Origin of the sequence: Sphingobium sp. MP9-4 (assembly GCF_005281675.1) — a bacterium.
GTDB lineage: Bacteria > Pseudomonadota > Alphaproteobacteria > Sphingomonadales > Sphingomonadaceae > Sphingobium > Sphingobium yanoikuyae.
This window is the reverse complement of the sequence record NZ_LUFI01000037.1, coordinates 10942-24390: the sequence shown is the minus strand read 5'-3', so window position 1 is coordinate 24390 and position 13449 is coordinate 10942. Positions and strand designations below refer to the sequence as shown.

At 65.8% G+C, this 13449-nt stretch carries 14 protein-coding genes; 12 read left to right on the top strand and 2 right to left on the bottom strand.

The genetic code is table 11. From position 1 onward, the window contains the following. Positions 1-21 precede the first annotated feature (21 nt). The gene (locus tag A0U87_RS12370) at positions 22-486 is read left to right on the top strand and encodes a translocase (RefSeq protein ID WP_048938792.1); all 465 of its coding nucleotides are present in this window, start codon (positions 22-24) and stop codon (positions 484-486) included. Further along, a complete protein-coding gene (gene tatC / locus A0U87_RS12365; RefSeq protein WP_017501221.1) occupies positions 483-1274 on the top strand; it encodes a twin-arginine translocase subunit TatC in 792 nt (263 codons plus the stop codon). Before A0U87_RS12370 ends, tatC begins: the two co-directional genes overlap by 4 nt. A 35-nt stretch (positions 1275-1309) precedes the next feature. Here tatC and A0U87_RS12360 read toward each other — a convergent pair whose 3' ends face one another. Next, positions 1310-1438, bottom strand: coding sequence for an entericidin A/B family lipoprotein (locus A0U87_RS12360; RefSeq protein ID WP_004207973.1), 129 nt, complete (start codon positions 1436-1438; stop codon positions 1310-1312). 371 nt (positions 1439-1809) lie between these two features. Continuing rightward, on the bottom strand, positions 1810-2787 hold the full coding sequence (locus A0U87_RS12355) for a cell wall hydrolase (RefSeq protein WP_122928745.1): 978 nt from the start codon (positions 2785-2787) through the stop codon (positions 1810-1812). Positions 2788-2985: 198 nt separating this feature from the next. Here A0U87_RS12355 and A0U87_RS12350 point away from each other — a divergent pair, with 198 nt between their 5' ends. The 10 genes from A0U87_RS12350 (at position 2986) to mraY (ending at position 13449) form a co-directional block, all read left to right on the top strand. After that, complete coding sequence (locus A0U87_RS12350; RefSeq protein ID WP_037510479.1) at positions 2986-3978, top strand: cysteine synthase A; 993 nt, start codon at positions 2986-2988, stop codon at positions 3976-3978. Between the two features lie 42 nt (positions 3979-4020). Continuing rightward, entirely contained in the window at positions 4021-4338 is a 318-nt protein-coding gene (locus tag A0U87_RS12345; protein WP_004207970.1) for a hypothetical protein, read from the top strand. 6 nt (positions 4339-4344) lie between these two features. Continuing rightward, a complete protein-coding gene (locus tag A0U87_RS12340) occupies positions 4345-5568 on the top strand; it encodes a Gldg family protein (protein WP_048938794.1) in 1224 nt (407 codons plus the stop codon). A gap of 183 nt (positions 5569-5751) precedes the next feature. Next, positions 5752-6249 carry an MraZ protein gene (locus A0U87_RS12335; RefSeq protein ID WP_048938795.1) on the top strand — a complete coding sequence of 166 codons (498 nt, stop codon included), beginning with the start codon at positions 5752-5754 and terminating at the stop codon, positions 6247-6249. Next, positions 6246-7193, top strand: coding sequence for a 16S rRNA (cytosine(1402)-N(4))-methyltransferase RsmH (gene rsmH, locus A0U87_RS12330; RefSeq protein WP_048938796.1), 948 nt, complete (start codon positions 6246-6248; stop codon positions 7191-7193). Before A0U87_RS12335 ends, rsmH begins: the two co-directional genes overlap by 4 nt. After that, on the top strand, positions 7190-7843 hold the full coding sequence (locus tag A0U87_RS12325; RefSeq protein WP_004207966.1) for a hypothetical protein: 654 nt from the start codon (positions 7190-7192) through the stop codon (positions 7841-7843). The genes rsmH and A0U87_RS12325 overlap by 4 nt, the downstream gene beginning before the upstream one ends. Beyond that, positions 7843-9546, top strand: coding sequence for a penicillin-binding protein 2 (locus A0U87_RS12320; RefSeq protein WP_004207965.1), 1704 nt, complete (start codon positions 7843-7845; stop codon positions 9544-9546). The genes A0U87_RS12325 and A0U87_RS12320 overlap by 1 nt, the downstream gene beginning before the upstream one ends. Next, entirely contained in the window at positions 9546-10988 is a 1443-nt protein-coding gene (locus A0U87_RS12315) for a UDP-N-acetylmuramoyl-L-alanyl-D-glutamate--2,6-diaminopimelate ligase (RefSeq protein WP_010336273.1), read from the top strand. The genes A0U87_RS12320 and A0U87_RS12315 overlap by 1 nt, the downstream gene beginning before the upstream one ends. Next, complete coding sequence (gene murF / locus A0U87_RS12310) at positions 10985-12376, top strand: UDP-N-acetylmuramoyl-tripeptide--D-alanyl-D-alanine ligase (RefSeq protein WP_048938798.1); 1392 nt, start codon at positions 10985-10987, stop codon at positions 12374-12376. Before A0U87_RS12315 ends, murF begins: the two co-directional genes overlap by 4 nt. Next, complete coding sequence (mraY, locus tag A0U87_RS12305; protein WP_037510490.1) at positions 12376-13449, top strand: phospho-N-acetylmuramoyl-pentapeptide-transferase; 1074 nt, start codon at positions 12376-12378, stop codon at positions 13447-13449. Before murF ends, mraY begins: the two co-directional genes overlap by 1 nt.

The window sequence follows — 13449 nt, the reverse complement described above, 5'->3', positions numbered from 1 at the left end:
AACGCAGGCTGGTAGTCGCGCATGTTTGGCATCGATTCGACCGAATTTCTGGTGATCGTGATCATTGCGGTGATCGTGATCGGCCCGAAGGATCTTCCGCGCGCGCTCTACAAGGTGGGGCAGATCGTGGGGAAGGCCCAGGGCATGGCCCGGCATTTCCGCACCGGCATCGATGCCATGGTGCGGGAAGTTGAGCTGGAAGAGCTGGAAAAGAAATGGGCCGAGCAGAATAAGCGCATCATGGCCGAGCATCCGCCCGAGACCCAGGTTCCAGAAACCCAGGTCATCGAGCATGGTTCGGCCAGCGATGCGCCCGCTGCTTCGGCTGTAGACGACAAGCCGCCTTATGTGGCGGAAGCGCCGGCGGCCCCCGTTGCCGATGCGCCGCCCTATGTGGCGGAGGCCGCGCCGCCACCGGTGGCGGACAAGCCACCCTATGTTGCCGAGGAGCCGGTGGCGCCCAAGCAGGGGGATGCGGCGGCATGATCGGCGAGATTGACGACAGCAAGGCGCCTTTGCTGGACCATCTGATCGAGCTGCGCAGCCGCCTGCTCAAATGCGTCTATGCGCTGTTCATCACCGGGGGGATCTGTTTCTATTTCTCCGAACAGCTCTTTGCCATCCTGGTCCATCCGCTCAAGGAAGCCTTTGGCGACGCCGGCGGCAAGCTGGTCTACACCAAACTCTACGAAGCCTTTTTCGTGCAGATCAAGATCGCGGCCTTCGGTGCGTTCTGCCTGTCCTTTCCGATCATCGCCAACCAGCTCTGGGCGTTCGTCGCGCCGGGCCTGTATGCGAAGGAAAAGAAGGCGCTGCTGCCGTTCCTGATCGCCACGCCCTTCCTGTTCGCGCTGGGCGCGAGCCTGGCCTATTTCGTGGTGATGCCGACCGCCTTCCATTTCTTCCTGGGCTATCAGGGGGATGCAAGCGGGCTGCAGATCGAGGCATTGCCGAGCGCGGACAGCTATCTGGGCCTGGTGATGCAGTTTATCCTGGCTTTCGGCATCTGTTTCCTGCTGCCGGTGCTGCTGATGCTGCTCAACCGGGCCGGCTTTGTGTCGCGTGACCAGCTCAAGGGTATGCGCCGCTACATGATCGTCGGCGCCTTCATCCTGGCCGCGGTGTTGACCCCGCCGGATGTGGTGTCGCAGCTGATGCTCGCCATCCCGCTGCTGCTGCTCTACGAAATCACGCTGGTCGCGATCTGGTTCACCGATCGCAGCCAGGCGAAACGGGCCGCCGCAGAAGCGGCGGCAGAGGAAGTTTCCGCATAAGAAAAGGCCCGCGAAACGCGGGCCTTTTTATCTGATCAGTTGGCCGACTTCTCGACGGCCTTGCCGGCGCTCTGCACGTCCCTGCCAGCGCCTTCCACCGTGTTGCAGGCGGATACCAGCAGCGAGCCGGTGAGCAGCAGGGCGGTGACGATTGTCTTGGTCATCGGTTTCTCCTTCCGAAATTCGGCCGACCGCATGGCGAGCCATATCGGTGACCGCTGGAGAACACGCCTGGACGGGAAGGGTTCCGCCGGCTGGCGCTGGTTCGACGATGGGGGAGGGTGGCCCGAAAAAGTCTGAGCCCGGAACGCGTCGGGGGGGGGATGATGCGTTCCGGGCTCATATTTTTTGGATAGCAAGAGCGGGGGGCAAAAGATTTGCTATCCGAAATTCAGAACGAGCGGCAAAGCGGGTGGTTCCCGATTTCCGCTCCCGATCGCGAATTTTAATTGCCCTTGTTTTCAGGCATTTCGCTGGTTGATTGGATATTAACCTAAAATAATCTCGCCGGGCGAGCGCAAAAAGATGGTGCGGTTCAACCGAGCGGCCGGCCGCTGTTGCGATATTCGGGACGGATCGTCGATTCCGGCAGATTGTCGATCGGCGCGGCAAGGGGCGCCGCGGGCGCGGGCTGCGTCGCCGGCGTGGAGGGCGCGACCGTCGGCAGGGGCACATAGGCGGTTGCCGGTCCCGCGCTCATCAGTTCGACGGGCGTCACCGGCTGGACTGGCCAGATCCGGCGGGCAGGGCCGGATATCAGTTCGCGCCCCGGATAGGCGTCGCTAAAGGCGGCGGGCGTACCGTTGAAGCCCATGCCGCGATAGAAGATATGGGCGCCGATCACGGCAACCGGCTGCAGCGTGGCGGACCAGGCCGGGCGGACGGCCAGCGTATGATAATGGGTGGCAAGGCCCACCGGGGCATAGGCTTTGCCCGACAATGCCTGCTGGGCGATGCCGCGCGCGCGGACCCAGGCGACGGCGTTGGGCAGGCGGGCCATGGCGCCATCGCAGCTGAAGGTGAACTGGCAGTGGAAGTCGGTGCGTTCCGACCCCTGATAGACCACGCCGCAGACGCTGTTGGGCCAGAGCGGGCTGCGCACGCGGTTCAATACCACCTGTGCCACGGCGCGCTGGCCCTCCTCTGGCTCGTTCCCGGCTTCATAATAGATGGCCGATGTCAGGCAGTTGAGCGCGCGATAGCTGTCGGTCGCCGTGAGCCCGCGGAAGGTGGCGGCCGGCGCTGCCTTGACCTCGGCCAGGCCCATGACATGCGGGCTCTGGATGGTGAGTGCGCCGGGCGCCGGATCGAAGGCGCCCTCGGCATAGAAGAAGGCGGAGCCGGGGAAATTGGCGCCCGCCTGCTCGGCCGGGTCGGGGCCATGATGATCCTCGGCCAGCATGTCGAGCGGCGCGGCGGTGATGAGATGCGGCACGACCAGCACCGCAAGCGCCAGTGCGCCCAGGCCGCCATGCCAGATCCATCGTTCCTGTTGTCGCGAAAGCCGCATCATCCAGCCGGTATCGAGCGGGCCTGATTGCCGCGCGGCCTTGGCCATAGCCGATTTTCCTTTCCAATTCCTCCACGGAATAGGGGCGGTCCTGGATCGGGGACGGGCGACCGGCGCGCAAAGCCGGGGCAAACCGGCTCTTTTCGTGGTGCAGCATTCCCTTGCTTGGCAAGCACGTATCGGCTCCGCTATGCGGGGTGCATGCTGCTCCAGAAAGATAGCCTCGCCCTGATCGGTAATACCCCGATGGTGCGTCTCGCCGGTCCGTCCGAAGCCACCGGATGCGATATCTACGCCAAGTGCGAATTCGCCAATCCCGGCGCGTCGGTGAAGGATCGCGCCGCCCTTTTCATCGTCAATGATGCCGAGGAGAAGGGGCTGCTGAAGCCCGGCGGCACGATCGTCGAGGGGACGGCCGGCAATACCGGCATCGGCCTGGCGCTGGTCGCCAATGCCAAGGGGTACAAGTCGATCATCGTCATGCCCGAGACGCAGAGCCGGGAAAAGATGGACACGCTGCGCGCGCTGGGCGCGGAACTGGTGACGGTGCCGGCGGCGCCCTATTCCAACCCCGGCCATTTCGTCCACACCTCGCGCCGCCTGGCCGAGGAGACGGAAGGGGCGATCTGGGCCAACCAGTTCGACAATATCGCCAATCGCAAGGCGCATATCGTCGGCACGGCCGAGGAAATCTGGACCCAGATGGAAGGCCGGATCGACGGCTTCATCTGTGCGGCGGGCACCGGCGGCACGATCGCCGGCGTGGGCCTGGGCCTCAAGGCGCATGACGAGAATATCGTCATCGGCCTCGCCGATCCCCATGGCGCGGCGCTCTATAATTACTACGCCCATGGCGAGTTGAAGGCGGAGGGCAATTCGGTCGCCGAAGGCATCGGCCAGGGGCGCATCACCGCCAATCTGGAAGGCGCGCCGATCGACACCCAGTTCCGCATTTCCGACGAGGAAGGGCTGGAGTGGGTCCGCCGCCTGCTGGCCGAGGAGGGACTGTGCCTGGGCCTGTCCTCGGGCATCAATGTCGCCGGTGCCGTTGCGCTCGCGAAACAGCTTGGGCCGGGCAAGAAAATCGTGACAATCCTGTGCGATACCGGCTTCCGCTATCTGTCGACCCTCTACAACCGGCAGTGGCTCGAATCGAAGGGCTTGACGATATTCCCCTGGCTCGCGCACAATTGACGGGCCGACACGGGTCGCGGCGGCATAAAATAGAGCATGTTCATGGCTGATCATTCCCGCCGACAGGAGGGGTTGCAGCGCGTTCAGATAGGGCTGACCGGCCTGGCAGGCGTTGTCCTGCTGGTCGGGCTGGCGAACATCGTCATCGACAAGGCGCGGGTGGACGATATTGCGTCCGCGCCGCCGGCCGTGCCGACGATCGACGTCAATGCCGCTGTCGCCGCCACCACGCCCAAGGAGCCGCTCGCCGAACTGGGTGTGCAGCCCGCGCCGGAAATGGCGCCGATCGTCCCCGATCTGCAGCCCGATCCCAAGATCCGCAAGCCGATGGACCAGGAACCCACGCCGCAGACGCCCTGACGGGCGATGATGTCGCTCGTTCGCTTTCTTTCGCGATTGCTCACCCTGTTGCTGCCGGCGACGCTGATGCTGTTCGCCGGTCTGGCGGCTGCCTGGCGCACCGGGCAGGCGGATCCATGGTGCTGGGGCTGGCCGGCGCTGCTGTTGCTCGTGCCGACGGGGTGGTGGCTGGCGCGGCAGGACTTTCTGCATGCGTTGTGGGTGGGGCTGGGTGGCGCCGGGATGGCGCTGCTCTTCTGCGCCCTGGCCGCTGCACGCATGCCCGATCCCTGGGCCATGATCGGCTTGGTGCTGCTGGTGCTGGCGGCGGCCGGCGGTGGCGCTTTGCTGTGGCAGCGGCGCTGGCTGCCGGCATGTGTCGCATTGGCCGCAGCGCTGCTGCTGCTCGGCTTCGGTCCGGCCCGTCCCATTTCCTCCCAGCCTGATCGTCCGGTGCTTGCCGTCATCACCGCGCTGCCGCTCTTCTGGGAAGAGGGTTGGGCTGGGACAAGGCGGGACGCGCCGATCGTGACGCTGCTGCGCAGCCGGTTCGACGTGCGGCCGATCGATGATGTGCGGGCACTGGCCGCATCCGGCGCGCCGGTCCTGCTGCTGGCGCAGCCCCGACCGATGACGCCGCAGGCGCTGGTCGCGCTTGACCGCTGGGTCCGGGATGGCGGCCGGCTGCTGCTGTTCACCGATCCGCGTCTGCGCTGGCCGTCCGATTTGCCGCTGGGTGACCGGCGCCGGGCGCCGATGGTCGGCACGCTTGGCCCCTTGCTGGCGCATTGGGGTGTGCGGGGCGGGGCGGTGCGCGATCGGGAAATACGCCATTTCCTGCCCGATGGCCGGCTTTTGACGATGGCCGGGATGCAGCCCTTGTCATTGGAGGGGCAGGAGGGCGCTGTTCCGTTGCGGTTGCGGATCGGCCGCGGGGAGGTGCTTCTGCTGGGCGACGCGGACCTGATCGACGACCGGCTGTGGCTGGCCGATCCGGCGCGGCCGCTCGATCCGCGCGCCTGGAGCGCCGATACGCCGGCGCTGGTGGCGCAATGGCTGGGGGCGGAGATGCCGGATGGTCGCCGCTGGATGCGCGATGTCGCGGATGTCCGGCTGGGGCTGCGATCGGCGCTTCTGGCTGGGACAGGCTGGGCGATAGTGGGTCTGATGCTGCTGCGCCATCGTTGCGGGCGGAATGGCATGAGAACAAAAAGTGAAAATAAGCTGGTGAAAGGAGTAAAAAACGGTTAATCCCGTTTCTGACCGGCTTTTCCCAACTTCACCCAACATTTCCCTTTGCAGGCCGCCTCATGCTTGGTAGATATTCCAACATTGGGGTTAGTCAGGCTTTGCGAGAGTCTTGCGCCGGGATTCGAAAATGCGGTTCCGGCGACGGGAAGCCTGCGCCCTGCTTAAAAGGGGCGAATTTCCAGCGTGTCGGACGTCATTCTCTATTCGGGCAACGCGTTCAGCGTCGCGGACGGCAAGGGCCGTTTCGTGTTGCCCCTGGAGATGCGCCGCCAGGTGAAGCTGGCGAGCGGCGGCGAAAACCGTCTGTGCCTGTCGGTCCATATGGACAATGGCTGCGCCACCGGCTTCGGCCTGTCCCACAAGCTGTTCCTGTTCGAGGAAGTGAATGAGCTGGAGCGCGAGGCGCGCGCCGCCAATCGCCCGTTCAATGGTGATCTGGAGCGCGAGAATCGCCTGGGCACGATCGAGGACGTGAATTTCGACGAGGGTGGCCGCTTCTTCCTGCACCCCGATATCAAGGAAGAGGCCGGTATCACCGACGTCGTGTTCTTCTATGGCGTTGGCCGTTATTTCCAGATCTGGAAGCCCGAGGCGCTGGTCGAAAGCCCGGATCGCCCGGCGCTGATCCGCAACAAGGTGCGCCGCTGGCTGGAACAGCGCGCAGCGGAGGGCTGCAAGTGAGCGCCACGCCGCATATCCCCGTCCTCCTGACCGAAGTGCTCGATGCGCTCGCCATTACCCCGGGCGAGCGACATGTCGACGGCACCTTCGGCGCGGGCGGCTATTCCAGCGCCATGGCGGCGGCTGGCGCGCAGGTCTTTGCCTTTGATCGCGACCCCGATGCGATCCGGGAAGGGCAGGCGCTGGCCGATGAAAAGGGTATCACGCTGATCCCCGGCGAATTTTCGCGGATGGAGGAGCTGTTGGCTGAGCGCGGTGTCAGCAGCGTGTCGGGCATCACGCTGGATATCGGCGTGTCGTCGATGCAGCTCGACCGGCCCGAACGCGGCTTTTCCTTCCAGGCGGATGGTCCGCTGGACATGACGATGAGTCAGGGCGGCATGAGCGCGGCCGATTTCCTCAACACCGCCGCGGAAGAGGATATTGCCGACGTCATCTATCGCTATGGTGAGGAGCCGCGTTCGCGCCGGGTTGCCCGCGCGATCGTCGATGCGCGGCCGCTGGAGCGGACCGGGCAGCTTGCTGCCGTGGTGCGCCGGGCGCTGGGCTACAAGCCGCACGACAAGAAGGACCCCTCGACCCGCACCTTCCAGGCGATCCGCATCCATGTGAATCGCGAACTGGAGGAGCTGGAGCGCGCGCTCGAAGCGGCGGAAGCGCTGCTGGAGCCGGGCGGCCGCCTTGCGATCGTGACCTTCCACAGTCTGGAGGACCGCATCGTCAAGCAGTTCCTGCGCAAGCGCAGCGGCAGCGAGGCGGGCGGATCGCGCCACCTGCCCGAGAAGAAGGCCGAGGCTGCGCCTGCATTCGAAAAGCCCGCCAAGGCCGTAAAGTCTGGCGAAACGGAACTGGCGCGCAATCCGCGTGCCCGTTCCGCCACCCTGCGCAGCGCCGTGCGGACCGGCGCCCCTGTTGCCAATGCCCATCGGAGTGCCCGGCCATGATCGCGGTCAAGAGATTGCAGAGCCTGATCTGGGTGTTGCTGGTCGCGCTTGGTGCGCTTGGCGCCTATCTCGTCTCCTTGAAGGTCGCGACCGAGCGCAATGACGTGATGCGGGTGCGGATGCAGATCGCTCAGGCGCGCGGCGATATCCGCTATCTGGAAACCGAGTTCAGCGCGCGCGCCAGCATGCGCCAGCTGGAGCGGTGGAACCAGGACGACTTCATGTATGCGACGCCGACCGCCGGCCAGTATCTGGCAGGCGAACAGGCTCTGGCGCATCTGGATGGCGTCCAGCCCAATGGCCCGGACTATGTCGCGCCGCCGGTGATGGTGGCGATGGTCGAGACGCCGGCCGATCTGCCGTCCGCGCCGCAGGCCGCGCCGGCCAGCCCCGCCGCCAGCCAGATCCGCAGCGATATCGCCGTGATCCGCGAGGCGCATGCCGCCGACAATGTCGAGAAGCTGGCCAAGCCCGCCGCGCCGGTGAAACTGGCTGAACAGCGTGCCAAGGCCGACGCAGATGTGTCGCGGCCCAATCCGGTCGCGCGCCGGGCCGAGCGCATGGCGATGCTGGATGCCAAGCTGCTGGACGACAGCACCATGGGTGACCTCAGTGCGCGTGCGGCGCGCGAGCGAAAGGGAGGTCGCTAATGGCCACGATCATCGTCCAGCCGGGCGGCGCCCGTGCCGGGCGGCAACGGGTCAACCTGACGGCGATCGCGCATAATCGCCTGATGTTGCTGTTGATCCTGTTCATGATGATCACGGCCGTGCTGATCCTGCGTCTGACCTGGGTCGGCATTTTCGCGAGCGGCAATGGCAATGGTGATGGATTGTCGGGCTTCACCCCGGCGCGCGCGGACATTGTCGACCGCAATGGGGTGCCGCTGGCGCGGACCATGGACGCCTATTCGATCGCGGTGCGCCCGTCCAAGCTGATCGGCGATCCCGACGAACTGGCGCGCAAGCTGCACGAAATCTTCCCGGACGAGTCCGAAGCGGTGTTCGCCAAGAAGCTGAGGGGGCGCGGCTGGGCCTATCTGCGCCGGCGCGCGCTGCCCGAGGAAGTGGCGGCGGTGAACGCGCTGGGTGAGATCGGCATCGAATTTCCGCGCGAGAAAGAGCGTCTCTATCCCCAGCGCACGCTGGCCGCGCATATTCTCGGCTTTGCGCCCAATGCCGAGGGCAAGGGCGGCATGGGCGTGGAGGCCGCGTTCAATGATCGGATGATCGATCCGGCGCAGCGTAGCCGGCCCTTCGCCATGTCGATCGACAGCCGGGTGCAGGGCGCGCTGGAAAGCGAGCTGTATGCCCAGCTGGTCCAGACACGGGCCAAGGGTGCCGGTGGCATCATCCTGGACGTCAATACCGGCGAAGTGATCGCCATGGCATCGATCCCGGTGTTCGATCCCAACAAGCTGCAAAATTATGCCGGCAAGCGCTGCTCCGAATCGCCACTCTGCAACCATATGGTGCAGGCCCGCTACGAACTGGGTTCGGCCTTCAAGCCGTTGTCGATCGCGGCGGCCATGGACGCCGGCGTCGTGACCTCGATGAGCAAGCGTTATGACGCGACCGCGCCGCTGGCCGTTGGCGGCTTCCGCATCAAGGACGACCACTCGCTCGGCCGCTGGATCAACGTGCCGGAAATCCTGGTCCACAGCTCCAATATCGGCACCGCCCGGATCGCCGACGAAATGGGCGCCGCGCCGCTGCAGAAGCTGTTCCGCAGCCTGGATTTCGACCAGCGTGCGCCGATCGAGTTCAATGAGCGTGCCGGTGGCCTGTGGCCGACCAATTGGGGCCGGATCACCAGCATGACCACCTCCTATGGCCATGGCATCGCGGTGACGCCGCTGCATCTGGCGGCGGCCTATGCGGCGCTGGTCAATGGCGGCATCTGGCGCCCGGCGACGATCCGCAAGCTCAAGGCCGATGAAGTGCCCGAGGGGCGCCGGGTCTTTTCCGCCGCGACCAGCGCGCGCATGCGCCAGCTGTTGCGGATGATCGTGTCGGCGGGTACAGGGCGTAGCGCCGACGCCAAGGGATTCCGGGTGGGCGGCAAGACGGGTTCCGCTGAAAAGCCCCAGGAAGGGCGCTACAACAAGACTTCGCTGGTGACGACTTTCGCTTCCGCCTTCCCGATGGACAATCCCCGCTATGTGGTTCTCGTCACGATGGACGAGGCGACGGGCCAATATGGCCTGCGCACCGCTGCATGGACGGCGGCGCCGGTGGTGAAGCGGGTGGTGGAGCGCACCGGGCCGATGCTTGGCGTAATGCCGGACGAGCGGCGGGACGTGGATATTTCGGATTTGATGCCGCTGTTGCACGGCGACAAGGAGACAGAGTGATGCGCCTCGGGTCGCTAATCGAGGAGCTGGGCGTCGAGGTCGGTGGCAACACCGGCCTCGACACGTCCGTGACGGGTTTTGCCATCGACAATCGCAAGGTTGCGCCGGGCACCATCTTCGGTGCCTTTCAGGGCCTGCGCGTCAATGGCGAGGATTTTATTGCCGATGCGGTGAAGGCGGGCGCGGTCGCGATCGTCGCCCGGCCGGAGGCGAAGGTCGAGGGCGCGGTGCATATCGCCGACGCCAATCCCCGCCGCCTGTTCGCGCAACTGGCCGCGCGCTATTTCGCGCCTTTCCCTGATGTGACCGTCGCCGTCACCGGCACCAATGGCAAGACCAGCACGGTCGAGCTGGCGCGCCAGTTGTGGCGCATGCTGGGTCACAAGTCGGCCTCGATCGGGACGCTGGGCGTCACCACCTCGGTCGATCAGGTGTCGACCGGGCTCACCACCCCGGACATCGTCACCTTCCTCGCCAACATGTCGGGCCTCAAGCGCGAGGGCATCACCCATGCCGCGTTCGAGGCGTCGAGCCATGGCCTCGACCAGTATCGCACCGAGGGGCTGCCGGTTGCGGCCGGCGCCTTCACCAACCTGTCGCGCGATCATCTCGATTATCATGGCGACATGGACAGCTATTTCGATGCCAAGATGCGCCTGTTCGACGAAGTCGTGGGCGATGGCGGCGCGGCCGTCATCTGGGCCGACGATGAATGGTCGGACAAGGCGATCCAGCGGGCTACGAAGCGGGGGCTTCGTGTGCTGAGCGTCGGGGTGCAGGGGCAGGCATTGCGTCTTGCCAACCGCACCCCGACCCAGTTGGGCCAGACGCTGGAAATCGAAGCCGATGGCAAGCTCTACAAGGTCAATCTGCCGCTGATCGGCGCCTATCAGGCGGCCAATGCGCTGACGGCGGCTGGTCTGGTCATCGCGACCGGCGGCGATACCGCCAAGGTGCTGGAATTGCTGGGTCGGGTCCAGCCGGTGCGCGGCCGTCTGGAACGCGCGGTCATCAGCAAGGCGGGCGCGCCCGTCTATGTCGACTATGCCCATACGCCCGATGGCCTGCGCGCCGCGATCGAGGCACTGCGTCCCCATACCCGGGGCAAGCTGATCGCGCTGTTCGGCGCGGGCGGTGATCGCGATGCCGGCAAGCGCCCGCTGATGGGCAAGGTTGCCGCCGATCTGGCCGACCATGTCATCGTGACCGACGACAATCCCCGTTCGGAAGAACCCTCCGCGATCCGCGCCGCCGTGATGGCGGGCGCGCCGGGGGCGGAGGAAATTGGCGGCCGCCGCGCGGCGATCGCCGCCGCCATCGGCCAGGCGGGGGGCGATGACATCGTCCTGCTCGCCGGCAAGGGGCATGAGCAGGGCCAGATCATCGGCGACCGGGTGCTACCCTTTGACGATGTCACCGTGGCACGGGAGTGCGCGGGGTGAGCGATCTCTGGACCTCGGCCGAGATCGCAGACGCTACGGGCGGCGCCGTGTCGGCGCCGTTCGCCGTTTCTGGCGTAGCCTTCGACAGTCGCGAGGTGGGCGCGGGTGACCTGTTCGTCGCGATGAAGGGCGAAACGACCGACGGCCACAAATTCGTCGACAAGGCCTTCGCCCAGGGCGCGGCCGGCGCGATTGTCAGCGAGCCGGTCGACTATCCCCATGTGCTGGTGGCCGACAGTGCCGCCGCGCTGGAAGCGCTGGGCCGCGCGTCGCGCAAGCGCAGCAGCGCGAAGATCATCGGCGTGACCGGGTCGGTCGGCAAGACCGGCACCAAGGAAGCGCTGTTCCATGCCCTTGAACGGGCCTGTCCGGGCGGCGTCCATCGGTCGGTCAAAAGCTATAACAACCATGTCGGCGTGCCGCTGAGCCTGGCGCGGATGCCGCGCGATGCGGCCTATGGCGTGTTCGAAATGGGCATGAACCATGCCGGCGAACTGGCTGCGCTGACGCGGCAGGTGCGCCCGAACGTGGCGATCGTCACCGCCATCGCGCCGGCCCATATCGAATTTTTCGGGACCGAGGAAAAGATCGCCGAAGCCAAGGCCGAGATTTTCGAGGGGCTGGAGCCGGGCGGCACCGCTGTCATCCCCTATGATAGCCCGCATGTCGCGACCCTCTATGGCAAGGCGGAGCGCCATGCCGATCATATCCTGACCTTTGGCTTCAGCCCGGAGGCGGATATTTTCGTGCGCGATACCGTGCCGGCGCCGGGTGGTGGCACGCTGGTGACCGCCGCGCTGCCGGGGGTGGAGCTTTGCTTCACCGTCGGCGCGCCGGGCGACCATTGGGTGTCCAATTCGCTTGCCGTGCTGGCGGCGGTCGAGGCGCTGGGCGGCGATCTGGCCGCTGCGGGCCTTGCGCTCGCGGAAATGCCGGGCCTGCCCGGACGCGGTGCGCGCCGCATTCTGCCGGTGGCGGGGGGCGAGGCGCTGCTGATCGACGAAAGCTATAACGCCAACCCCCTCAGCATGGCCGCGACGCTCAAGCAATTGGGGCGCGAGCAGGCCGACCGCCGCATCGCCGTGCTGGGCGGCATGCGCGAACTGGGCAGCCGCAGCACCGAACTGCACGCCGCACTCTCGCAACCGTTGAGCGAGAATGGCGTCGACTATGCGATATTGGTGGGCGAGGAGATGGCGCCGCTGGCCGACGCCCTTGGCGGCCTTGTCGCCTTCGACCATGTGCCGGACGCCGCGTCGGCCACCGATCTGATCAACAAGGAAATGCGTGCGGGTGACGCGATCCTGGTCAAGGGCTCCAATGGCATCGGGCTGTCCCGCCTGGTCGCCGCCCTTGGCGATGCCGCCCGCGACGGAGATAAAGACTGATGCTCTACTGGCTTGCCCAGACCCTGGATTTTGCGGGCGCCTTCAACCTCATCCGCTACCTGTCCTTCCGGGCGGGCGCGGCGATCGCGACCGCGCTGATCATCGGCCTCGTCATCGGCCCCAAGTTCATCGGCTGGCTGCGCGTGCGCCAGGGCAAGGGGCAGCCGATCCGCAGCGACGGGCCGCAGACCCATCTGGCCAAGCGCGGCACGCCGACCATGGGCGGCCTGATGATCCTGACCTCCATGGTCGTATCGGTGCTGCTGTGGATGGACCTGTCCTCCACCTATGTCTGGGCCTGTCTGTTCGTGACCCTGGGTTTCGGCGCGATCGGCTTCCTCGACGATTATGACAAGGTGACCAAGGCCAGCCACAAGGGGCTGTCGGCCAAGATGCGCCTGGCCTTCGAGTTCCTGATCGCCGGTTTCGCCGCCTGGATGATCGTCAACCAACATGGCAACACCGCGCTCTATGTGCCCTTCTACAATGGGCCTGCGATCGAGCTTGGGCCTTTCTATTTCCTGTTTGCCGCCTTCGTCATCGTCGCCTTCGGCAATGCGGTGAACCTGACCGACGGGCTCGATGGCCTGGCGACCATGCCGGTCATCATCGCCTGCATGGCGTTCATGGCGATCGTCTATCTGGTTGGCCGCGCGGACTTCGCCACCTATCTGGGCATCCCGCATGTGCCGGGCGCGGGCAACCTTACCATCTTGTGCGGGGCGATCATCGGCGCGGGGCTGGCGTTCCTCTGGTTCAACGCACCGCCTGCCGCGGTCTTCATGGGCGATACCGGCAGTCTGGCGCTGGGTGGCACGATTGGCGTGATCGCGGTCACCGCCCATCATGAAATCGTTCTGGGCGTCGTCGGCGGCCTGTTCGTGGTCGAGGCACTGTCGGTCATCATCCAGGTCTTCTTCTACAAGCGGACCGGCAAGCGCGTGTTCAAGATGGCGCCGATCCACCATCATTTCGAACAGCTTGGCTGGGCCGAACCGACCGTGGTGATCCGCTTCTGGATCATCTCCTTCGTGCTGGCACTCGCCGGCCTCGCCACGCTGAAGCTGAGGTAA